Origin of the sequence: Desulfosarcina widdelii (assembly GCF_009688965.1) — a bacterium.
Lineage (GTDB): Bacteria > Desulfobacterota > Desulfobacteria > Desulfobacterales > Desulfosarcinaceae > Desulfosarcina > Desulfosarcina widdelii.
Map to the genome: position 1 here is coordinate 1,767,906 of NZ_AP021875.1, position 23,614 is coordinate 1,791,519.

Sequence of the window (23,614 nt, forward strand, 5' to 3'; positions counted from 1 at the left end):
CTTGACGGATTCGTAAAAAGTCCCAGGCTCGTCATGCCGGACTCGATCCGGCATCCAGAAAATATTGAAAAGACTGGATTCCGGCCTCCGCCGGAATGACGAAAAAATGAAAGTGAGTACTTTTTACGCGTTCGTCATTCTTAAAGGAACCCTATCTTTTCAACACATCGATCACCTGCTCAGGAGGGCTGAATGCCGTTACCATCCAATATCCGCCTTGATAAAATGCTCGGACACCCGACGGTTGCCGACGCCGTCGCCGACGACAACCTGGAACTGAAAGAGAGAATTGCCTATCAGCCTCCGGCATGCGAGGTTTTCCGGCAGCCCTTCACCCTCCTGGAGACGGACGACCAATACCGTTTCGAGATTGACAAGGAGGCCAAACGACAGCTTGCCCACATCATCGGCAACACCGTCCAGCGGGTCAAAGGGAGTGACGACCTGAAGGATGGGGAAAAGGAGAACTACAGGCAGCCGCGCAATATCGGCATCGTCTTTTCCGGCGGCCCTGCCCCCGGCGGACACAATGTAATTGCCGGGCTCTTCGATTCAGCCAAGCGGGCCAACCCCCAAACGAAAATATTCGGATTTCTGATGGGACCCGACGGCATCATCAACGGAGACTGCGTTGAACTGACCCGGGAACTAGTGGACCGCTACCGCAATGTGGGCGGTTTCACCATGATCAAGACCGGCCGCACCAAAATCGACAACCGCGAGAAAATGGACTTCTCCCGGGAAACCTGCAAGCGTCTGGGACTGAACGCCCTGGTAGTGGTGGGCGGAGACGACTCCAACACCAACGCCGCTTTCCTGGCCCAGGAGATGTTCGACGACGGCATTCAGGTGATTGGCGTGCCCAAGACCATCGATGGCGACATCCAGGTCCGCGACGCCAACGGCAAGGTGCTGTGCGCCATGTCTTTCGGGTTCCACACCGCCGCGCGCGCCTTTTCCCAGGCCATCGCCAACCTGTGCACCGATGCCAGCTCCGATGTAAAATACTGGCATGTCTGCAAGGTCATGGGGCGGGTCGCCAGCCACCTGGCACTGGAGGTGGCCCTGCAGACCCACGCCAACATGACCCTGATCGGCGAGGATCTCGCCGACTACGTGGATAACGCCAGACTGGAAAAAGCCGCCGAACAGGGCGTGGTGGACTACACCGCATATGGCATGACCTTACGGCATCTTTCCCGGGTGGTCTGCGACGCCATCATGGACCGGGCCGCCGTGGGAAAAAATTACGGTGTGCTGGTGGTTCCCGAAGGCGTTCTGGAGTTCATCAACGAGATCCAGACCTTCATCATCAAACTCAACACCATCATTGCCGATTACAACAAACTGCACGACCGGGATTTCCACACCGCTTTTCTCACCCTTGAGGATAAACTCGAATACCTGCGCCGGCTGGTGCGGGGAATCCGCAAGGACATCTCCTACAATGTATGGAATGCCCGCGACGACGAACTGTTCAATGACATTCCCGCCTTTTTCCAGGAAGGCCTGCTCACCGAGCGGGACAGCCACGGCAACTTCCAGTTCTCCCAGGTCAAGACGGAAAAGGTGTTGCTGGACCTGGTCAAGGACTACCTCGGTCTTCTCAAGGAGAAGGGCCGCTACAAGGTCGGCATCGAGGAAGCCCAGTTCACCAAAACGTTGGAAAAAGGCGGTCTGGATCCCGAACTATACGGTCCGATCCTTTTCGAAAACTGGAAGCAGGCCCAATACCTGATGATCAGGCAAACCATTATTTCCAAAAAAACCCTGAAAGCGGCATTGGTCAAGGCCGACATTTTAGGCGACGAGGATTCCGTGCCGGCGCCCATCGAGACCATTTACGAGCAGTCGGTTCCCAAGTTCAAAACCCAGACCCATTTTTACGGCTATGACGGACGGGGAAGCGACCCCACGCGGTTCGACTGCATCTACACCTACAATCTGGGGCAGACCGTGTTCAGCCTGATCGCCAACGGCGCCACCGGGCAGATGGCCGCCATATTGAATCTGGAGCAGGATTTTGCCCGCTGGCGCCCCATCGGCATCCCCATCGCGCCGCTGATGCACCTTGAGGAGCGCAAGGGCAAACTGGAACTGGTGCTGGAGAAAAGTGTGGTGGACGTCAAGGCTCCGGCCTTCAGGGTCGTCAAGGCCTTTCGTGAGAAGTGGCTTGCCGCTGCCGCCGACGGAGACCACTACCGGCATCCCGGCCCGATCCGGTTTACCGGCAGCAGCGAGGAAGACCGCCCCATCACGCTGCTACTCAACGCCATGGCAAAAAATCTTGTTGAACCGGAAAATGAGACGGCCGGATAGGAGGGAATTTCTTATAGAAACGCTCCTATAGCTGCCCGGTTGTTTAGTTGGCTGGGGGGAACTGGATCAGTATCTTGTCCACGATTTTCTGCATCGCGGCGGCGGCATCCTGGGGGGTTTTATAGGTTCTGAACCGGTAGGTGCCCACGCCCCGCCACAACAATTGTCCGGTATCGGCCTTATGAATGTCGATGGTCAGGCGGCTTTCGTCGTATTGTCGGATACTGGTTTCGGTGCCGATGCCACCGTACCAGGGATGGTAGTACCCCCCGTAGCCTATCGTGGTGTGAGTGGTGTCGCTTTCGATCTTTCGCTCGACACCCAGACGATAGCTCAAATAAATCTCCGGCCTTTCGCTGGTACGGGAAATTCCCCGGTTTTCCAGGTTATTGCTCACTGCGGTACGGATTCGCTGGTCCAGCAAGGGATTGTCAATGCGAATATCCCCGGCCTGTGGCTGAACCGCTTCACGCCACTGCCAGGTGCCGTATCGCGAAAGATCCGATAAGGGATCGTAATCCTGGCTGACCTGGACATTGGTGCAAGCGGAAAGCAAAAACAGTACAATGACAATCGAAAACGCTCTCATCTCGTCCTCCCCCTGTCTCTTCACGGGTAAATTTAAAATAATGCAAAACGGATTCGATTGCAACGTGAGGGCGAGGTGATCGCTCCATTTAGATCAACCCACTGATCGAACCGGAAGCTGGAGAAGACGATTATGGACGCCATCAAGATCATCGCCTTGCCCCTGGGACCCTTTCAGGTGTTCACCTATATCCTGGCCTGTCGAAAGACCGGCGACTGCGCCATTATCGATCCGGCCGGCGACCCGACGGCCATTGTCGCTGCCCTTGCCCGGGAAAAGGGAACGCCCCGTATGATTCTCAACACCCATGGCCATCCGGACCACGTGCTGGCCAATGCGGCCCTGAAGGAAGAACTGGACGTACTGGTCTGGATGCACGCGGAAGACAGCGGTCTGTATACCGACGCACCAGGCGTCACCGAACTCGAGCAACAGACCGGACTCACCGTCGACACCACAGCGGACCACATGTTTTCCGATGAAGAACGAATCGTACTGGGGGAGGCCGAGATTCGGGTACTGCACACACCGGGACACACCCCGGGATCATGCTGTTTTCTAGTGGACGACCACCTGTTCACCGGTGATACCCTTTTTGTGGGCGACGTCGGTCGGACCGATCTGAAGGGCGGATCGCTGGAGCAACTGATCCACAGCATCGAGACCAAGCTTTTGGATCTTCCCGACAACACCTGCATCTGGCCGGGACACGATTACAATATCGATACGTCAATACCCCGAGTAGAAGCACCGACAACATTGGGTAAAGAGAAGCAGGAAAACCCCTACATCACGGATTTCATTCTTGATCCTTAGATTGACAAAAATGAAAACCGGTTGAAGGTATTACAACGCTACATTATCAAAATATCACGTGACATTGCAGATTATCAGTGTTAGCCACCGCCGAATAAATTTAAAAATGAGGTTGAAGCCTCTTTCTATTCCTTTAAAATCTGGAATTAACAAAAAATGCACTCGAAATCTGAAAGATATCGAATCATCTTATCCCGTATTGCGGCTGCCGCTGTTCTATTTTTCATTTTCACCACAAAAAGTGTGTGGGAAACAAAAAACGAAACAATAACCTTCTTTTTGTTCCTTATGGGTATGATTCTTGTTGGAATTGCCTCGTTGGGCAGAATGTGGTGTTCTTTGTATATTGCCGGCTACAAAGATGACAAATTAGTGACAGATGGGCCATACTCAATTTGCCGCAATCCTCTTTATTTTTTCAGCATGATAGGGGTGATTGGGATTGGGTGCGCTACGGAAACATTTACTTTTCCAATCGTGTTTATTTTCCTATTCGCGCTCTATTATCCATTTGTTATCAAAAGTGAGGAAAGAAGGCTTCAACAACTCTTTGGTTCAGTATTTGAGCGGTACTCGAAAAAAGTTTCTACTTTTTTTCCACGACTTTCCACTTTTTCTGAACCAGAAGAGTATGTTGTAAAACCTGCTGTGTACCGTAACCACATTTTCAGTGCATTATGGTTCGTTTGGATCGTAGGGGTGCTTGAAGTGATTGAGGGGTTGAGGGAAATCGGCGTATTGTCCTCTTTGTGGACACTTTATTAAACCATGATGGCGGGCCTTCAAATCAACCACAAAAATTTCGGAGATAATTCTAAAAATGCTCTGTGGTGTATTTCCGGAGCTTGGGTGTTGGTGATATTAATCGCCTTTGTCTCCATAAAAATACTGTAAACGTTCACAGGGTACCGCATCTTCTTTTTTCCCGGGCACTGATATGGTTGACAGTTGTCAAGAGAAAAAATAACTCCCTGCCAACTGTTTTTCAGCGGTCCTTGTCAGTGCTATGTTCCAGGGCACTCAAAGGAGCGGAACCAGAGTTGCGACGGTTGATCACTCTGATATTCGCGGATTGGATACCGCATGACATAGCTTCGTCGTGGAGCTGCCTCGGTCTTGATTCGGGAGTTCGGCCAAACGACCTATCCAATAGTGCCCTCGAGGGTTCTCCTGACCGTGGTTGCGCCCCTGTAACTGCCCTGGAACGTTGTTGGATTTGTTTGTTAAATGATCTCCGTTAGATTGTTGCCAGTTGTTCTTTGATTATCTGTTTGGGTTAGTTGTTTGCCGGTACTTCAATTTCATTTGCGATTGCCCACATGAATCCGCATAGTTCCCGTGCAATGGCCGTTACGACAACTTGTTTCGCTTTTCCTTTGTTCCATAGTCGACGGTAGCGAGAGCAAAGCCGGAGTTGCGCCTTCCACGAAATATCACAGACGGATTCTGGCAGGCCTTCTTGTCGTTTGAGCAATGCCCGGCTGACCCGGGCCGGCAGCCGATATGCCCAGGCTGCCTCGGTCAGGACACGGCGGACATGTCCATTTCCAGCTTTGGTAATCGGACCGCGCTTTGTTTTTGGACCACTGGAGTGCTCCGACGGCACCAGACCCAGATAGCTCATCAGTTCGCTTGGTGTTTGGAACCGTTTCAGGTCGCCGATCTCGGCAACGGTCGTGGCCGCCACAATTGTTGAGACACCGCGCATGCTCTGAAGTGCCTGAACAATTGGGTACAGCTGCCATTCGGGCAGTAGCTGTTGGATTTGTTCGGTCAATCGTTGTGCGCGTTCTTTGCATTGATTCACGGTGCCGATATACTCTTGCAGGACGACCTGTTGGGACTGATGAGGCATCTTGATGTCAGACAGCCAGCGCATATGGGCTATGCTCCACGGCGATCCACCCGTATAGCGGATCCCACTGCGAAGGAGGAAAGATAGCAGACGATGTTTACTTCTTTTCTCGTCATTTTTTACATCTTCCCTGGCTCGGGTCAAATCCCTGATGGCTTCGTCTTCGGCACGGGGAACGTAGACAGCGGTAAGGTTGCCGGAACGATGCAGACGGGCCAGCATCAGAGCATCGCGACGATCATTTTTGATTTGGTTTCCACTGGGCTTGGGAATCCTGGATGGTGCGACCACATCACAATCGAATCCCTGATCGGAAAGATGGCGATAGATCTGATAGCCACAAGGACCGGCTTCGTACACAAAGTGTAGTCGGTTGCCCGTGCTGACCAGTTTGCGAACGACCTTGTCCAAGGTGGAAAGAGTGCCATCGATTTTGCCATAATGACGCACTTGTCCTTTACGGCCTTCGTCAGCAATTGCGATATCAATGGAATTTTTATGGACGTCCATACCGATAAATGTGTTATGCTTTGTCATGACCTGCCTCCTTGATTTTGGCTCTGTGTTGGGGTTTATCAGACGACATCCAACATAACCCACGTTTGCAAGGATGGCAGGTTTTTTTATCCGGGATTGCTGCGGAGTCCAGCGAAAATCATCATGGCCGAGAATGGGCCCCTAAAAATGCTCGTCGGAGGTCATGATGGATTTTCGCGGGTTGCTCTCATAGATTCACCGTGTTGCTCGGTCTAAACTGTCAACCATTATGTCTTGAAGACTGACCATACGGCTGCGTCCCCGGCAGAACCTTCGACTATTGGCTAAAAGAGGACGTCTTCAAACGCAAAGGAACGGATTTCATTCTCGATCCGTAGCCCGCTGCCGCTGCCTTTCCCATTTCCGCCGCCGAACAATTGACAACCACCCAAATTATGTGTATATGCGCAATAAAAGGTTTTAACCAGCCATGTTCCATTGCAGCAGCTTTTCTCACTACAAAAAAGGAGGAAAAAAATGGCGAAAGTGTTGGTGATGAGATACGACAAAGGCAAAGTTCCCCCATCCGCCGTGACAGACGAGTTCAAAAAAACACTCGGTGGGGCGTTGGGTAAGTATCTGGAAGAAAATCCGCAGGTCAAATTCAACGGACTCTATGTCAACGAAGAGGGCACGGGAATCTGCGATTGGGAAGCGCCGGACGCACAAGCGGTTAAAAAATTCATCGACAGCGCTGGTGGCTCTTACGACGAAATCATCGCCGTAGACAAACTGCTGTAATTCGAAAGTATCAGGCTTACCAAAGGTCGTATCGCATAGCGGTGCGGCCTTTGTAATTTGTACTATACCGTTCGATCGAGCCGGTAAAGCACCGGAACGAGAATGAGCGCCCCCGCGAGCATCCAGGTCGGGCCGAAGATCCACAACCCCAGGGGAATGGCCAGGTAGTAGCAGCGCATGCCAATCGTATAATGCAGGCTGGCGTGATTGACCACCTCAACCACGAACTCATGGCTGGCCACGCCGACATGCTGGTCGGGAAGCCCCAACCCGAAGCCGGCGTGGTTGAAATAGCGGATGGCCAGGGTGAAATTGAAAAAGCCCAGAAAAAAGTCCACCGCCAGCAGCATCAGCTTGGCCACCCACAAGGTTTCGCTACGGGTGCCGACAATGTTTAGCGCATGGGAGATCTCCTGGAAGCCAGCTGGGCGCAACACCGTGTTGACAATTCCCAGCGCGATCAGGATCGCCGTGGAGGCCAGCAGGCTGGAGGCCATCACATGGTTCCTCAGGGTCTGAACGGCGAGGATGTCCCGGCGCTCAGCCATGATGGTTTCGACCCATTGCTGCCGCATCAGGTTGGTCATTCCAACGGCGGTGGTTTCGGGGCTGCGCTTCACTTTGATGTATAAGTGAAGATGGTACAAGCAAACCACCATAATGGAGATGCCCACTAAAATGGCTTCGTAACGGTTCATGGTCCCTCAAAGGGGGAGAAAAGGTGCGGGTCGGCCGGTTTGCCGACAGACAGGCGCGCAACACATATGCTCACCTCTTTTAGCATGTTGGCGTTGCCGGTTCAATGCAAAGCCTGCCGACAAGGCGATACACCCCGACAACATGTTGGCTTTGGAGTAAAGGTGAAAAGAGGGGATTCAGTGACAATTACGCACCCAATAACGATTCCGATTTCGATGTGGAGATGTTTGCAGCGTGTGCCGCATCGCTATCATCGCGAAACAATACGCCTGCCATGTGGCGGCCAGATTGGTCCGATAGCCCTGCCAGACAAAATCGCTATCGAAATCGGGATCGAGCTGTTACCTTTTGCACATTGCATAACGTTCCCTGTTAACAATTATGCCAAGGGATTAAGCGTAAGACAGGGGATGAGGACGGCCGGCTTACCCTCGGGATCCGGGAGGTGTCGGCCGCTGCCCCGGCGGCCTCACCCGATCACCGGCAGTTGAAGTTGTCAGGCACATCACAGCCTGTCCCGATATTCACCCGCAAGGCCATAACCTTGCGCGCCCTCATTCACCAACCCGGAGCACTGCCCGGATCGGTGAAACCGTGCGGGAACCCAATGCGGGTTCTGTTCGTCAGGATCGATCCGGCACCTCATCGCCGGTTTTCAAAAGATCTCGCGCGATGGCCTCTTTGTCCTGAATGCCGTTTTCGCTCACAAAAAAATCGATCAACCGCAGATCGACGGTGTCGTGGGAGTGGGTCACCAACTGATAGGAAATGTCATCGTGGGTATGGTCCACCACCTTGCGGTGGATCTGCTGATGGGACGAAGGACGGTGCGAAAACTTCAGCGTATTGGCAAACAGATAGATCGGCAGATGATTGAGATGGCACAGGCTCAGGATGTTGGCCGAACCCACGGCGCACACCACCTTCATGTCCTCGGTGATGGACAGCGCCTCCATAAACACCTTGTTGCTCTGCTCGATATAGTGGATCAGGCCGTACTCGGGAACGATCTCCATATCGATGTCCGCCTGAGAAAGGGATTTGATCAGACGCCGGGTCTTGGCCAGGTCCTGTTTGAGCACGATTACCTTGAAATTCTTATTCAGGTCTTTCCGTACGCGTTTGAGCATATTGGTCACATCGTGGCCGAGGGTATGCACGATGATCGTATCGCCTTCTTCGACGCAGGTCAGCCCGTGTTCGATCGCCTGGTGGACCTTGGTCTCGATCTTGGCGTGCTTGGCCTGCAAAATACCGATCGCCCGCTGCTTTACCTCTTCGATGGTTTCACCTCCCGCCTTTCGGACATCCTCTTCGAACTCTTCGATCAGATGGATCAGCGGAATCACCTTCGGTTCGGTGTTCTTGATGACTTCGGACAATTCAATATAAAGTGCCCGGGCCTCGTCCATGCTGCAGCGCACCGCGCGGATCGACTCCACGAAGGCTTCAAGGGCCATCATGGTGACCCTGGAGGAGCCCACGGTGTCCTCATGGTCCCGAATCAGGCTGCACAGAATTTTTTTGTCTTCCGGTTTCATAACGATATCCATAAATAGAGCATCAGATAGCCCGAGGCGATCGTCAGGGTGATCAGGGTGATGACCACGCTCTTGCGGGCAAATTCGATAAAACTGATTTCCTGTCCGAATTTCTTGGCCATCCCCACGGAAACGATATTGGCCGAGGCCCCGATCATGGTCAGGTTGCCGCCCAGACAGGCTCCTAAAGACAATGCCCACCACAGGATGTTGTTGGGGATGGGGTTGCTCTCCAGCATCAGCCGGACGATGGGGATCATGGTGATGGTGAACGGGATGTTGTCCAGAAAGCCCGAGACGATGCCCGACACCCACAGCACCGTCAGCACGATCACATAGGGGTTGTCCCCCACCCGCATGAAAATGTTGCGGGCGATCCATTCGATGACGCCTTTATGCTCCAGCACGCCCACCAGGATGAACAGGCCGGTGAAAAACAAAAGGGTGCTCCACTCGATCTCTTCGAGCATCTCTTCCACATCGATGCGCGTGATCACGAACAGAATCATGGCCACCAGCATGGCCACCACCCCGGGAGAAAGCTTGGTGACGGTCTGGGTGACGAACAGCAAAATAGCCAGACCCAGGCAGGCCAGCCCCTTGGTCAGGAAAACGGCGTCGATTTTTGTGTCCAGAAAATTGTAGCGAATTTTTTCCAGCAGCAGTTGCACCGAAAAAAGTTTGGCCAGACTGGTGTCGATGGGCTTGAATTTGTCCCGGTTGGTGGCCCAGAGGTAGACGATGGCCACCGCAAAGCAGGCCGTTACCGGCAGGGTGAGGTTGAGCATGAACTGGTTGAAGGTCAGGCCCACCTTGGAGCCGATGATGATGTTGGGCGGATCGCCGATCAGGGTGGCCGTACCGCCGATATTGGAAATGATGGCCTGGCTGATCACATACAACTTCGGGTCCAGGCCCATGCCGGCAGTCAGCTCGATGACGATGGGAACGATGATCAGCACCGTGGTCACGTTGTCCAGAAAGGCGGACAATACGGCGGTGACGATGGAAAAGAGGATCAGGATCTTGAGCGGGCTGCCCTGGGTCATCTCGGCGATCCGGACCGAAACGATGGTGAAAAATCGGGTTTTCCGGAGAATCGCCACAATGGACATCATGCCCAGCAGCAGCATGATGGTTTCGAAGTCGATGAACTCCACGGCCTGGTGTTCGCTGACCACGTGCAGGGTGATCAGCACCATCACGCCCAGCAGTGCAGCCACGGCCTTGTTGACCAGTTCGAAGGTCAGCGCCACATAAACGAGCAGGAAAACAACAATCGGTATCAGGGTTTCGTGCATGTACAGTCCTTCTTATCGGCGCCGACTCCGGCTGCCGAAAAAATTTACGCTTTGAACACAACCATCGGTAAAAAAACCGCTCTCCATGAGCGGTTTTTCATGGCCGATCGACAACTGGCGGCCGGGACATCACTCGGACGAATCCAGGGCATGCATTTTCAGGCAGGCGTCATTGACCCCCAGGTCGCAGGCCGACTTCAGCGCAAGGATTGCGCGCTGCTGTTCATGCAATCCCAGGTAGGCGGTTGCCTTAGCCATGTAAAGTGCACCCCAGCGAGGATATTTCTCTTCGAGGTGATCCATGTAGATGATCGCCATGCGCCAGTGGCGGTTACGGATGTAGCGGTAAGCCCTTGACAACTCCAGGGCCGGGGCGATGGCCGGTTCTACCACAGGCTCCAACTCCTCCTTCAGTGAAAAATTGGCCTCCTCCTTCTCGAGCGAATCGTTTCTGATTTCGGCTTTTGCAAAGTCCGTCAACGAGAGAGAACTCTTTATCTTGACCGTATAGGTCCGGCTTTTATCATCAACCGAATTTTCAAGCAATTCCGGATGGATGGCGTCCGCCACAAGGCAGAAGACCTCCATTTGACGGTCTGCATCGACCATCAACAGGCCCGCATTCGTCAGCCGGTCGGCTGACAAGCCGACGGCCTTTTGCTTGGCGCAATAAAGGGCCAGCGCCTGCGCCGTTTCGGAAGTTTCATTCAAACCGGCCGTATAGGAGCAGCCCGTCACGATCGCCATGGGCCGGTCACCGGTTCCTTCCCCGGCCAAAGCGATGCCCGGGGGCGGCACCGGCATCAGAACAACCAGGCAAACGGTTAAAAGCAAAATCGACCGCGTCATCGCGTCAATTCAGATGGACCGTCGCCTGAGGCCCGCTGACCAGCATGTTGTTGGTCAACGTGTTTTGGGCGGTTTCCATCTTGCTCCCGAAAAAAAGATTGTTGATCAATCCGTGTCCATAGGCGCCGGAAAGCGCCAGTGAATCATGGGGCAACGCATACAGATTGTGGCTGAAATCGCCATTGGCAAACCGATATTGGCGCCGACAATGCCGGTTGAGCGCGTCTTCAAGACCTGCGTCCCGAATCCTCGATTCGTAGTAGGCCTCATCGCGCTCAAGCTGAACAAACAGGTCCAACGGATATCCGGACCGTTTGGAGATCTGGATGCCCGATCGCAGTGCGTTCAACGCGGATTCCGAGCCACCGAACAAAACGGAAACGCTTTTCCAGGGTTTGAACACGGGTGATGTCATCAATACGGGAAAACTGGCGGTCCGGATAATTCGTCTGACCTTGGGTCCGATATATCCCAGACCGATTTTGGACGACAGATCACTGATACTGCGTGGACAGGACATGAAGTCAAAATACGTCGGAATATCCGGCAGGTCGCTGGCGGTTCTGTTTTTGGGGTAAAGGAAGTGCGGTTTCAACCCGGCTTCGGCGGCAAGGGCCCGGGCCCTTTCAGCCGCCGTTTCCGGGTCGTTTAAATAGGAACGATCCAGGTCGATCTGTACGGCTTCGTGGTCGAAGTACATCATGAAACGGATCGCATCCGGGATGTAGATCGTCAATTCCAGGTCCAGGGTCCGGCAAAAATAGATGGACTGCATCAAGGTTTCCCGGCCCAGCGGGGTATTTCTGAAAACGTGGAACAAATTGGCAAACATAACAATGATCCATCGGTGTAAGTTTGGCTCTTTATTGGTTCATGGGCATTTTCCGGCAGGTGGCATTTTAGTCACGATTGTTCGACGGGGTTCAGCACCTTGGTCGTTCCATTGCGCCGTAATTGGAGTTTGAACGTCGATCCGTTGTCGCTCCAGACTTGATGGATAAACCATTTTTGGGCCTCGCCGCTCTCGGTTTCCACCTTGAGTTCGACGGTGTTGGACATTTTGTCGACCTTCTCGATGACCGCGGAGTAGACATGCCCGTCTACGGTCAGGGACGGAGCGTCTTTGGCCAGGTCGATCACGACCGTGTCACCCTGGTCACCCTTCCAATGACCGGTCATCTGGGTTTGCAGATCCTGGGATCCGGCGCCGCTGCTACTGCAGCCGCTGAGGATCAACAGAAAAAAAAGTGGCAAAAAAACGATCAGGGTAAAAACCGGGGCATTCAATGGATGTCTCATGGAATTCCTCCTGTGGGTGTGAATCGGGTTTTGTGCCGGGCCGCTGCTTACGACAACGGCCTTGCGAAACCAATGGTTGGAAACGGTCCTGTAAAAAATTACGATTGAAAATGAATCCTTTGGGGCGACCCGGGGTTGGGTCTGCAAACGATCGTAAGGAATCGTCCGTTCAACAGATCAGGGATTGGTGGGCAAGGTACAACGGGGTGAAGGATTGCTGGCGTTCGCTGACCGGTCGCGGCATCGGACCGGCTTCAGGAATGAAAACAGCCAATGATTTTTTCGTTTTTATCGTCACCGGGTCGAGGTCCGGCAGGTCGGTTTCGGCCGATAGGGGGAGGCTCCAGCGATTGATCAAAAAATCGTTTCCGGTTGACAAGGGCGCATGCAGGCAGCCGGTTTTCGGACTGGGGGCAAACGGTTTGTGGTGATGGCAGCAGCCTTGGTGATGGCAACTGGAATCTTTAAGGGCGTGGTAGCCTCCTCCGGCCGTCCCACCCATGGTCGAACACTCGGCCATGACTCCCATCCCGGTGGTCAGCAGGGTCAGCAGGATGATCACCGGAAACCACTGCCGCAAGCCGTCCGCCCTTCGGCGGCGGGCATTCGCACGGGGTGGTTTGAATGGCTTGGAAAAGGAGTTCACGGTGTTCATCCTTCCCGTCATGGCAAGTTGTTGCCGGTGGCATCCCCGGCCGCACTCAAGCGACCGGGGACGGGGTCGGCTACCCAAAAAGTTCATTATCAATATCTATAAGTCTTAAATTGCCCATTTTCAAGCGGTGCTATTTTTGGCCATCATCCAGACGTGCCAGGGCCTTGAGCAGTCCCAGCGGAGACTGATGCATGGAAAGTTGCTGAATTGCAGCCATCTTTTTCTCATGCCGCTCGAACTTCTTCTTCATCCTGGCCTCGTAAGCCTCCTGGAGCGACTCCACCAGCTTGTCGAAATCGTAGGGCTTCTCCAGATATTTGAACGCGCCGAGCTTGGTGCACTCAACGGCCGAGTCCACCGTCGCGTGTCCGGTAAGCATGATGATTTCGATGAATTTATGATTCTGTTTGAGGATTTTCAGGACTTCGGTGCCGTCCATGCCGGGCATCTGCAAGTCGACAACGGCCACGTCGAAGCCGCCCTTCTTGGCTGCGGCGACGGCGTCGTCCCCGTTGTCTGCCGTCGTGACGTCGAAGCCCTTGATGGAAAGCCGTTCGGAAACCGCCTTCAAAAATTTGACTTCGTCGTCAACCAAAAGAATTTTTATCGTGTTGTCCGTTCCCATGGCATCCTCCGGCTGCTTAGTATGTTGAGTAAAGATGGCCCATGATGTTTATTTTGCATCTTTTTCGGCAGCAATGCAAAAGAATTCCTGCCCTCGGCCTCTTTGTGCTGTTCTAAAAAAATGAAAATTCAACCCGATTTTGTTTCCGTTCGTGTTTGGTGAATTTTCTCTTTCGCCGCCTTGATGGTCTTGCTCAGTTCTTCGATATCGACCGATTTCGACAAAAATGCGAAGGCACCCAGTTCCATGCATGTTTTTTTGTCGGCTTCCGATCCCTGGCTGGTCAACACAATCACCTCGATGGCCGGATGGGTCTCTTTTACCCGGCGAAGCACTTCGATGCCGTCGATCCCGGGCATCCTGAGGTCCAGAATCATCACATCGGGCTCGTCTTCCTGGTTCACCAGGTTGAGGGCGGATTCGCCGTCGTAGACCACCGCGGAATCCAGTTCTCTCATCATCAGACGCTTGGACAGGGTCTGCACATATTTTTTCTCGTCGTCCACCAGCAAAATCTTCGAGGGAACATCGAAATCCTGGCGCCGATAGACATCGGTCTGGTAATATCCCGGCCCCACCTTGGTCTCAACCGCGGTTGCCCCCGGCACCGTCAGGGCGATCTCCTTGAGTTCCTCTTCAAGACGACTTAGCCTCAGTACGTGCTTGTTAATGGTCAGGGTGACCAGTCCGTCCTTGACCTCCACCGTGACGTCATGGCCCTTTTTAACCAGGGCGATTTCCACGTTGGCGGCAATCATGAAATCGTCGACCGCGGACCTGGATGGACCGGCAAGCTTGAACACGGGATTGGCGATTGTTTGCTCGATCGTCATCGCGATGTCTTCCAGCGACGTTTTGTCGGTCGGCAGGCAAATGTCGTAAAGCGAAGGGCTCCACGGATCATATACACCGTGGAGCATATGCACCCACGCGGCAAATTGCACATCGTCCCGGTGGACAATCTTATTGGCCTCGGACGAGGAAATCTTCAGTTCCTTTTCAGCCGTGGCGACACGAAAGGTCATGTCCGCAATCAAGCAGATCCGAAGCACGTGGCTGATGTCCGTCGGAATCAATTGACCTGCAAAACCGCCGATAATCAAGGCGTCTTCGGCAAGGTAGGTTGCCAGGGCCATCCGCAGGTAAGCCAGCGAGCGCTCCCGTTCACGTGTCAGCCGGTTGAACACCGATACCTTGTCGGAAAAAACGCGCACGATTTTATTTTCGGGGATGCCGGAAAGACGGCTGGCCTCGGCAACGATGTCTTCATCGGTCAACTTTCGGTAGCCGGTACGCGAAGCGATTTCCTGGACGATCTGTTTCTCGTTGCAGTAACTGCCGCTGAACACGGTAATGACTGGCATGGATAACTCCTTTATTTAAGCTTCAACAAGTTTGCAATCGTTCAACAACGGACAGTTCGCTTCCGGGTTGTTCTCGTGAGCGATTCGATGAACGGCGACGATTCCTTTTTCCAGGGTCGGAAAGATATGATCCTTGCCGATTCTTTCGAGAAAGTGCGTGCGTTCGAAGACCTCCATAACCGCCTCGTTGACCCCGCACATGGAAATGTCGATGCCGTTGCTTCGAACCCGATCCACGATCAGCGACAAGGCCTCCTCACCCGATGAGTCAATATCGTTGATGCCCTGGGCAGCAATGAGAATATGGTTGAGTCCTTTTTTGGTCTGGATCATTTCGGTGATCGTATCCTCCAGGTAGCTGGCATTGGCGAAAAACAGCGGCCCGTCGAAGCGGACCAGGCTCACATAAGGGCACTCATCGAGATTATTGGTGGTCACGCAGCGCAACTCCTCATCCTCCGACCGGGACAAAAAGACCACCCTGGGGCGCATGCTTTTGTATAAGAAAACCCCCAGAGAAAGAACCACACCGATCATGATCCCCTTGTCCAGATGGGGGGCGAACACCAATGTACTGACAAACGAGATGATCGAGATGGCCCCGTCATACCACTTGGCCTTCCAGGCATGGATGAAACCCGAAACATTGAGCAAACCGATAACGGCCATCATGATGACGGCGGCCAACACGGCTTGAGGTAAATGATAAAGCAAGGGTGTAAAAAATAAAAGCACAATCACCACCGCCAGGCTGGTAAAAACGCTCGACAACCCGGAAACGGCCCGGGCCTGAAGGTTGACCGCCGAACGAGAAAACGAGCCGGATGTGGGATAGCTTTTACCGATGGACCCGAGAATATTACCGAGCCCCTGTCCGATCAACTCCTGGTTGGGATCCAGCCGCTGCCCGGTTTTACCGGCCATGGCCTTGGCAATGGCAATCGCTTCCATGAACCCCAACAGGGAGATAATCGCCGCATACGGCAGCAGGTGCAGCATGACGCCGACATTGATTTTTGGAACACTCAAGGAGGGCAACCCTCTGGGAATGGTGCCGACCACCGCACCGCCGCCCATCATTTTAAGCTTGGCCGTATCCAGCGTCTCGTTGCCGACTTTGACGCGCCACGTGCGCCCGTCGCTTTCAAGACCGGCAGGGACTTTGCCCTGCTCATAAAATTTTATGGAATCATCGTCCTGAATGACACCGGCAAAAAGGATGGCGCGCAACTGTTCGCGGTATTGGTGAACCTCTTCCTTCATATGGTTGATATTCAGGTTGGTCACCTCCAGCATATGCTCGGCATCCAGAACGCCGACTTCATCATGGCTCTGCTTGGCTTTATTGGATGCTTCGCCGAACTGGGTACGATCTTCGGCAAGAGGGGATATTGCCGTGAAGGCCCTGTTGAATTCCTCGATCAGGTGGCGGGCTTCGGCAGATTCTATGGCGTCGATACCGACAAATTGGTCATGCTGAAAACCCGTGGACCATGAGATCGCCGTGGTAATGATAACGGCCACGAGAACATTGGGAATTCGGGGCGACAGCCATTTGAGGCCGTACATGATGCCAAAGGCAAATGCGCCGATCAACAAGGTCGGCCAGTGGGTGTAATGGATCGCCGCTTTAACCACATTGATGATGGTCTCGTAATGGTGCGGTGCATTGTCCACATAAACGCCGAACATCTTGGAAAGCTGAGACGAGGCGATAATCAGGGCAGCGGCGTTGGTAAAGCCGTTGACCACAGGATGAGACAGAAAGTTCACTACCAGCCCCAATCGCAGGACGCCCAGAGACAGCTGAAAGATGCCGACCATCAGGGCCAGCAAAATGGCGTAGGCAATGTATCCGGGGCTGCCAATGGTGGCCAACGGTGCAAGGGAAGCCGATGTCATCAGTGACACGATGGCCACGGGTCCGGTGGCCAACTGGCGGCTGGAGCCGAACAAAGCGGCAACCATGGGTGGCAGAAATGATGCGTACAATCCATAATAGGCGGGCAGCCCCGCAAGCTGGGCATAGGCCATGGATTGCGGAATCAGGACGAGGGCCACGGTGAGACCGGATAGCGCGTCTAGCTGCAACGATGCCTTGTCGTAGTTTTTAAACCACGCCAAAAAGGGAAAAACCTTTACCAACATGTGCGACTCCTATACTTGAAAAATATTAACTTTCCGACAAAGATCCATTCCCGATTGTCATGGGCACGAAAATCTCCAACCGATCCGCTTTGCTGTCCCAGTCGATGGCGACACCGATGGATGCCGCCATGGTCTTGAGCAGGGCATCCGGAAAGCCTTCGAATCCTCCGGGCCCGAAGCCCGAAAAGAGGATTTTCCACCCCTTTTCATCCGTGCTCCCGACAACGGAAATCGTCAGCTCGCTGCCGGCGCTGATTTTCCTGAAGGCATTGGCCAGGGTTTGATATACGACGGCCTGCAGCAAAAACGGACAGGTGGCCACCATCGGCGCCGGTCCGTCATAGGGAAGGACATCGACCTTTCCGGCAAAGCTCAGATAGCTGGAGAGGTTGACCGAAAGATCCAGTACCTCCAGGATATCGACGGATTCGACGGGATGGTCGATGCTATGGGAAAAGCGGTTCATCTGCCGGATAACGGAAAATCCGCGCTGGATTTCCTCCACGATGCTTGCCGTGCAGTCTTTCAGCATATCCGGCGCAACCGGCGCCCCTGACGATGCCATGTCGGAAAGATCGCCAAGCAGCCCGGCCGTCTCGGAAATGATGGCCATCACATTTTTCAGCTCATGAGAGATAGAGGCGTTGACCCTGCCGAAAAAAGCCAGGCTCTCATATCCAAACCTGTCCACGGTGTCGTTCATTGGTTTTCCTCAGCCTGCGATATTGTTCTCGAACACGGTAGCCGATCCGATTCGGGCATCTATGGCAGCCTGGTATCAGGCATCGGGAAGCAACCGGTTCAGGGTTTCGATCAACTGTTCGATTTTGAGCGGTTTGGGCAGACATTCCCCGGCCGTAAGACACCCCGTTTCATAATCCGTACCGGATCCATGGCCGGTCAGGAAAACGAACTTCATCTCCGGGTCCACGGTACTTAGCCGGCGTTTCAATTCAACGCCCCCGATTCCGGGCATTTTTACATCCAATACCGCCACATCGAAGCGGTTTCCCGCCTCGACCTCAGCCAGGGCCTTTTCGCCGGAAAAAAAGACTTGTGTCGGAATGCCGCGCAGTTCGAGACGCTTGGATAGCATCAGGGCAAACTTTTGTTCATCATCTACCAATAAGACCTTCATGCTAAAGTTTCCTTTTCGGCATTGATGGGCAAGGTGACCACGAAGGTCGTACCTTGACCGATTTGGCTATCGACCGTAATGTTTCCATGAAGTTTCTGGACCAAACCATAGGTGATGGAAAGGCCCAGCCCGGTGCCCTGCCCTTCCTTTTTGGTGGTAAAGAACGGTTCAAAGATCTTTTTCAGGTTTGTTTCGGAAATGCCGCAGCCGTTGTCCCGGATGGACAACCGGACGTGTTCGGCACCATCCGCCCGGGCCTGGATATCCAGGAAACAGCCGTTGTCGATGGCCTGAAAGGCGTTGTTGACCAGGTTGAGAATAATCTGCTGCAGCTTGCCGCGATCGGTTTCGATCAGCGGCAGCGTGTCCGGAATATCGACGTGGATGGCAATATCGCGGTACTCGGCCTCCTTTTTGTGAAAATTGATCACATCGGTGACCATATCCTTCAATTTGATGGTCTGGTTCTGGACATCGAAACGCCGGGCAAATCCCAACAACTGCCGCGTAATGGTACCGCAGCGCTCCACGGCCTCGATAATGGAATCGATATTTTCCAGAAGCTCGGGATCGTCTTTGTAATCTTTTTTCAGGGTGAACAGGTCCTTCACATAACCGGCGGTTTCATTGATCAACGCCAAAGGGTTGTTGATTTCATGGGCCACCCCGGCGGCCAGTTGCCCGATGGATGCCAGTTGGCAGTTCTGCTCGGCCATGGCCATGGTTTTGGCCTTTTCGCTGTCGGCCTGGAAAATCTTGTTGACCATGAACGAAGAGGTCAGCGTGATCACGACGACGAGTACCAGTGCGCTTAAAAACAGAAACCAGTTGATCTGACGACGGAGATCCAGCCAGACCTTCATCATGCCGGCCTTCTTTTTGACCACCATGAGAATAAAGGAGGTCGGCACGATCTTGGTGGCAATGTAGGCGTAGCCGACCACGATCTGCTGACCGCTGGAATCTGTTTTCATCATCGAACGGGTTCGCTCGGCAAAGGGCGGCACGGCAATGGTCATGCGGTTCGAATCGCTTTTGTAGAACGTGGAGGGCGTCTGCAGCACCCCCTGGTGGTTGACGAGGAAGATATCCGCATGTTCCCCGGTTTTGTAAGATGAAAGCGTCTGGATGAGCCTTTCGGTTTCCAGCGTCGCCCGCACTACGAAAACGTGGCCGTCCGGCCGGGTGGATTTGACCGCCACCACGATATGGGGAACATCGCGATACCCGGAAAAAATCTCACTGACACAGGCATCGTTTTTAAGGCAGTCCTTGAACCAGGGCTGATCGCTGTAGTCCTTCCCCTCCAGGTTGAAGGGGCCGGCGTAGGCGACCTGGGTGCCGCTGTCGGCGATCACGCTCATGTCGGTCAGTCCGCCGAAACCCAACTTCAGATTCTGCAGCACCTCCCGCAATCGTCCGGGATCGGTCAGGCGGTCGTAGCCCATTTCGTTGACCGTGAACGTCAGGGCGGCCAGCCGTTCCTCCAGAAAAAACGTCACGGCACGTCTGGCATTGGAAGCCACACGCTCGGTGCGCAGCAGCGATTCGGTATCGATGGAACGCTGGATGAGTTGATAGTAGATGAGCGTGATGACGACCAGGGGAACCAGGGCCGTGGAGATCAGGATAAAGATTCCCATGCCCCAGATCTGCCGGTAATCCTGGAACGTGCGGTAAAGACTGAGGTGGTCTTCGCCATTCTGCTGAAAACGAGGCCAGACGGCGTTCAGAAAGCTGCTTTCTCCTCCCGTCATGGCGTTTGCTCCTCGAGTCGGTCCATGATGGCCAACAGTCGGTCGATGTCCAGCGGTTTGTTCATGAACGCATGGGCGCCCACCTCCATACACTGCTCCCGGTCCATCTCGGTGCCGTGGCCGGTCAGAATGATGACTGCGATCTCGGGGCGGCACGTTTTCATCCGTTTCAGCACCTCTGTTCCGTAAAGATCGGGAAGACGCAGATCCAAAATGACCATCGGGTAAAAATCCTGTTTGACACAATCGATGGCCGTCTGGCCGTCGTAGCAGACCTTGCAAACCATTCCGCGCAATTTGAGTCTTCTGGCCAGCATGTCCGCATAACGACGCTCATCGTCAACAATCAGTATATCAAACTGTTTCATTATGCAACCTTATTTTTGTTGACTGCCCGCTAAACATACTTTATATGAAACATATATATGACGAAGTTTAATTTGTAAACACTTTGTAACTCATTTCTTAAAATATGCAACGTTTCATCCTCATGGGAGGAGTTCGGAAATGGCCCCACGGAAAAAACGAATCCTGCTGGTCGATGATGAAGAAAAATTGATCCAATCCATCGCCCGGCGCCTAACTGTCCTGGGATTCGAGCCTTACACGGCAACCAGCGGCATGGCGGCCATCGACATGGTCATGCAGCAGCCCGTCGACATGGCCATTGTCGATCTTCAAATGCCCGAAATGGACGGACTGGTGACGATCACCAAACTCAAGGAGATCCACCCCGCGCTAAAAACCGTCCTGCTTACGGGCCATGGCAACGACAAGGTCAAACAGGCCACTGAATCGCTTAACACCCTCTATTTCGAAAAGGACGAGATGGGGGATTTTTGGAGTTTCATCAAAAAACTGAACACTGACGGCAACGTCGTGGTCATCCGTCCTCCGGAATCGGCGGGTGCCGTGGGCAACGCATCGGACCGGTTGGCGCCCAACGCAATCGAGATCCATTCCCCCCATCGCTATGCAGATGGCGGGCACGACCGTTCGACGGCGACAAGGGAAATCATGCATTCCGACGATTCCGCACATTTATGGATTGTCGGCGAGACGGTGGCCATGCAGGATTTGAAAAAAGCCATCGAACGGCTCGCACCGCTGGATTGCGCGATCATGCTGACGGGTGAGGACGGCACGGGCAAGGAACTGGCCGCACGGGTCATTCACGCCCGAAGCGGGCGCCAGCGGCAGCGTTTTCTGGCCATCGACTGCGGCGATCTGGGCAACGCGCAATTCGTACGCCAGTTGATCGGCAACGAAAACGGCGACTTGAGCGAGGCGCTTTTGTCACGACGCGGCATTTTCGGCGGCGACCCGGTGGGCAGCCTCTTTTTCGATCGCGTGGAAGCCCTGCCCCGTCCGATGCAGACGCAACTGCTCAAGGCCATCGACGCCATCGAACGCGCCAGGGCTGCCGCGGGCCAGACCGGCGCCCTGGATGTGCGCATCCTGGTCGCCGCGGAGTCCAATCTGGCCCGGATGGTCGAAAGCGGCCGTTTCGATGCCGATCTGTATGACCGACTGATCTTCTTCAACCTGGCCATTCCACCGCTGCGGGCGCGAAAGGACGACATTGCGCCCCTTTGCAGTTTCTTTTTAAAGAAAACCAGCGAGGACCTCGACAAACCATTGGAAAAAATCGCTCCTGAAGTCATCGACATCCTTTCGGATTACGACTTTCCGGGCAACGTCCGCGAGTTGGCCCACATTATCGAGCGGGCCGTCATCATGGCCGGCGGAAATGTGATCGAGCGGGAACACCTGCCGGCGCGATTTCTCGAAACGGCCGTAAAGGCCTCGCCAGCGCCGGATGAAAACTTCGCCACCCTGGCCCAGTTGGAAAAACGCTACATCGTTGATGTGCTGAAAGCCTGCGGCGGGAACAAGTCAAAAACCGCAGAGATATTGGGGATCAGCCGGGCGGCCCTGTGGCGCAAGTTGAAACAGATCAAATCCAGCGAAAACCCACCCCAATGACCCCTGCCGAATTTTCAATCTATTGCAAAAAGCAACGGTTGCTGTAATTTTTTGCAATATCTTTTAACTTATTAAATTTTAATTATATTTTTTTATATCAAGCAAAGTGTTGCAAATTGTAGCGGTACGGCAGGTTTTCACCCGGCGCCACTTCCGGCAAAAAAATATATTTTTTCAACAGGTTAAAACGAAAGTTCGGGGATTGGTATAAACGTTGCTCGAAATTTGCTGGTTTCACCTTAAAAACCATCAACCAAGGAGCGGCGATGACGATCCACCTGTGCATTCACGGAGATGTATTCACCAAAACCCGGAAAATTGTCGACTGGATGGTTTCGCGTACCGGTTGGCCGGTCGTTTCCGACCGCGACCTGATCGAAGCGGCCGGACACCGTTTCAACGTACCGGCAGGTCGATTAGAACGATGCATCAAGGCCCCCGACGGAATGTTGAATCGGTTGACCCACGGCACCGAACGCGCAAAAGCCTACTTGAACTCGGTCCTATTGGACAGGCTGGAAAAGGAACCGACGATATTTCATGGATCCATGGGACTGCCGATCACCAGACAATTGCCCCAGATACTGAACGTGCTGGTCACCGCCCGTCCCCGCTTTCGTTTGCAACGCGCCCTTCATACAAAATCTGTGAGCGAACGCCAGGCCCGACATATCATTGATCGTCGGGACAGAACGGATTTCCAGTGGCTGCGTCATACGTTCCGCAGCGACCCATTCGATGCCGAAGCCTACGATCTGGTCATCCCTTCGGACCGACTGGGCACCGAGACGGCAGGTTGTCTGATTCTGGAGCGTTTGATGCAGGCTGAGATTGCCGCATCCAACGACGCAACCGATTGGCTAGACGATTTTAAAATGGCGTCCAAAATTCAGGTTCTCCTATCCGAAGGCGGGTATCCGGTATCCGTTGCCGCACAAAAAGGCCACATCCGAATGACCGTCGATCGCCCGGTGCTCTTCCTCGATCGACTCGCGAAGAAGCTGGAACGACAGGTCAGCCAGATAGAAGGCGTTCAGCAGGTGGAAACCCGGGCCGGCCGCTATTTCTTCCAGGCCGACATCTATCGCCGCTGCCGATTCGACCTCCCTGCCGAAGTGGCTTTCAACTGCTTCACCCGCTGTCGCCAACACCTTCACGAAAATGCGGCAGCCGAATTTTCGGCATTGGCACAGCGGCCGCAGCGGCATGATCATGCCCGTCCCATTCAACAACTTGCCCCCACTGCATCTTCGTGACGCCAAGGACCTGCAGCTTCCCGCCTTTCGTCTTCCATACATCCATACAGCCATCCCGGCTGCCTCTGTTCGCACCGATGTATGGACGTTGACATCGCTTACGATCCAATTATACAACCCCCGACTGACAAGCCAGGCT

At 53.8% G+C, this 23,614-nt stretch carries 22 protein-coding genes; 6 read left to right on the forward strand and 16 right to left on the reverse strand.

Features of this window, described 5'->3' with window-relative positions; genetic code table 11:
• Positions 1-192: 192 nt before the first annotated feature.
• Positions 193-2,319: a 6-phosphofructokinase gene (locus GN111_RS08215; protein ID WP_155303295.1), complete on the forward strand. Its 2,127-nt coding sequence runs from the start codon at positions 193-195 to the stop codon at positions 2,317-2,319.
• A gap of 43 nt (positions 2,320-2,362) precedes the next feature.
• On the opposite strand, the gene GN111_RS08220 is transcribed toward GN111_RS08215, so the two are convergent.
• Complete coding sequence (locus GN111_RS08220; RefSeq protein WP_155303296.1) at positions 2,363-2,908, reverse strand: DUF4136 domain-containing protein; 546 nt, start codon at positions 2,906-2,908, stop codon at positions 2,363-2,365.
• A gap of 132 nt (positions 2,909-3,040) precedes the next feature.
• Here GN111_RS08220 and GN111_RS08225 point away from each other — a divergent pair, with 132 nt between their 5' ends.
• Positions 3,041-3,724: an MBL fold metallo-hydrolase gene (locus GN111_RS08225; RefSeq protein WP_155303297.1), complete on the forward strand. Its 684-nt coding sequence runs from the start codon at positions 3,041-3,043 to the stop codon at positions 3,722-3,724.
• A 156-nt stretch (positions 3,725-3,880) separates the two neighbouring features.
• Positions 3,881-4,489: a methyltransferase family protein gene (locus GN111_RS08230; RefSeq protein ID WP_155303298.1), complete on the forward strand. Its 609-nt coding sequence runs from the start codon at positions 3,881-3,883 to the stop codon at positions 4,487-4,489.
• 511 nt (positions 4,490-5,000) lie between these two features.
• Here GN111_RS08230 and GN111_RS08235 read toward each other — a convergent pair.
• Positions 5,001-6,116 (reverse strand): IS110 family RNA-guided transposase, encoded by a 1,116-nt coding sequence (locus GN111_RS08235; protein WP_155301902.1) that lies wholly within the window; start codon positions 6,114-6,116, stop codon positions 5,001-5,003.
• Between the two features lie 477 nt (positions 6,117-6,593).
• Here GN111_RS08235 and GN111_RS08240 point away from each other — a divergent pair, with 477 nt between their 5' ends.
• Positions 6,594-6,857 carry a nickel-binding protein gene (locus GN111_RS08240; RefSeq protein WP_155303299.1) on the forward strand — a complete coding sequence of 88 codons (264 nt, stop codon included), beginning with the start codon at positions 6,594-6,596 and terminating at the stop codon, positions 6,855-6,857.
• Positions 6,858-6,919: 62 nt separating this feature from the next.
• Here the strand turns inward: GN111_RS08240 and GN111_RS08245 are convergent, their stop codons facing one another.
• The 14 genes from GN111_RS08245 to GN111_RS08310 all read right to left on the reverse strand — a co-directional run bounded on the left by GN111_RS08245 (position 6,920) and on the right by GN111_RS08310 (position 20,601).
• Complete coding sequence (locus GN111_RS08245) at positions 6,920-7,555, reverse strand: DUF599 domain-containing protein (RefSeq protein WP_155303300.1); 636 nt, start codon at positions 7,553-7,555, stop codon at positions 6,920-6,922.
• A gap of 624 nt (positions 7,556-8,179) precedes the next feature.
• A complete protein-coding gene (locus GN111_RS08250) occupies positions 8,180-9,097 on the reverse strand; it encodes an IF-2B domain-containing protein (RefSeq protein ID WP_170302192.1) in 918 nt (305 codons plus the stop codon).
• The gene (locus GN111_RS08255; RefSeq protein ID WP_155303302.1) at positions 9,094-10,398 is read right to left on the reverse strand and encodes an ArsB/NhaD family transporter; all 1,305 of its coding nucleotides are present in this window, start codon (positions 10,396-10,398) and stop codon (positions 9,094-9,096) included. The genes GN111_RS08250 and GN111_RS08255 overlap by 4 nt, the downstream gene beginning before the upstream one ends.
• 129 nt (positions 10,399-10,527) lie before the next feature.
• A complete protein-coding gene (locus GN111_RS08260) occupies positions 10,528-11,247 on the reverse strand; it encodes a hypothetical protein (RefSeq protein ID WP_155303303.1) in 720 nt (239 codons plus the stop codon).
• Positions 11,248-11,251: 4 nt separating this feature from the next.
• Positions 11,252-12,079 (reverse strand): universal stress protein, encoded by an 828-nt coding sequence (locus GN111_RS08265; RefSeq protein ID WP_155303304.1) that lies wholly within the window; start codon positions 12,077-12,079, stop codon positions 11,252-11,254.
• A 71-nt stretch (positions 12,080-12,150) separates the two neighbouring features.
• Positions 12,151-12,546, reverse strand: a complete 396-nt coding sequence (locus tag GN111_RS08270) for a hypothetical protein (protein ID WP_155303305.1) — start codon at positions 12,544-12,546, stop codon at positions 12,151-12,153.
• A 169-nt stretch (positions 12,547-12,715) separates the two neighbouring features.
• Positions 12,716-13,192, reverse strand: coding sequence for a hypothetical protein (locus tag GN111_RS08275; protein ID WP_155303306.1), 477 nt, complete (start codon positions 13,190-13,192; stop codon positions 12,716-12,718).
• A gap of 139 nt (positions 13,193-13,331) precedes the next feature.
• The gene (locus GN111_RS08280; RefSeq protein ID WP_155303307.1) at positions 13,332-13,826 is read right to left on the reverse strand and encodes a response regulator; all 495 of its coding nucleotides are present in this window, start codon (positions 13,824-13,826) and stop codon (positions 13,332-13,334) included.
• A 128-nt stretch (positions 13,827-13,954) separates the two neighbouring features.
• On the reverse strand, positions 13,955-15,190 hold the full coding sequence (locus GN111_RS08285) for a response regulator (protein ID WP_155303308.1): 1,236 nt from the start codon (positions 15,188-15,190) through the stop codon (positions 13,955-13,957).
• A gap of 15 nt (positions 15,191-15,205) precedes the next feature.
• Positions 15,206-17,338, reverse strand: a complete 2,133-nt coding sequence (locus GN111_RS08290) for a SulP family inorganic anion transporter (protein ID WP_155303309.1) — start codon at positions 17,336-17,338, stop codon at positions 15,206-15,208.
• Between the two features lie 25 nt (positions 17,339-17,363).
• A complete protein-coding gene (locus GN111_RS08295) occupies positions 17,364-18,041 on the reverse strand; it encodes a sensor histidine kinase (RefSeq protein ID WP_155303310.1) in 678 nt (225 codons plus the stop codon).
• Positions 18,042-18,116: 75 nt separating this feature from the next.
• Positions 18,117-18,476: a response regulator gene (locus GN111_RS08300; RefSeq protein WP_155303311.1), complete on the reverse strand. Its 360-nt coding sequence runs from the start codon at positions 18,474-18,476 to the stop codon at positions 18,117-18,119.
• Positions 18,473-20,233, reverse strand: a complete 1,761-nt coding sequence (locus GN111_RS08305) for a sensor histidine kinase (protein WP_155303312.1) — start codon at positions 20,231-20,233, stop codon at positions 18,473-18,475. The genes GN111_RS08300 and GN111_RS08305 overlap by 4 nt, the downstream gene beginning before the upstream one ends.
• A complete protein-coding gene (locus GN111_RS08310; RefSeq protein WP_155303313.1) occupies positions 20,230-20,601 on the reverse strand; it encodes a response regulator in 372 nt (123 codons plus the stop codon). The genes GN111_RS08305 and GN111_RS08310 overlap by 4 nt, the downstream gene beginning before the upstream one ends.
• Positions 20,602-20,740: 139 nt before the next feature.
• On the opposite strand from GN111_RS08310, the gene GN111_RS08315 reads away from it, so the two are divergent.
• Entirely contained in the window at positions 20,741-22,219 is a 1,479-nt protein-coding gene (locus tag GN111_RS08315; protein WP_155303314.1) for a sigma-54-dependent transcriptional regulator, read from the forward strand.
• 266 nt (positions 22,220-22,485) lie between these two features.
• A complete protein-coding gene (locus GN111_RS08320; protein WP_155303315.1) occupies positions 22,486-23,475 on the forward strand; it encodes a cytidylate kinase-like family protein in 990 nt (329 codons plus the stop codon).
• The last annotated feature ends 139 nt before the right edge of the window (positions 23,476-23,614 follow it).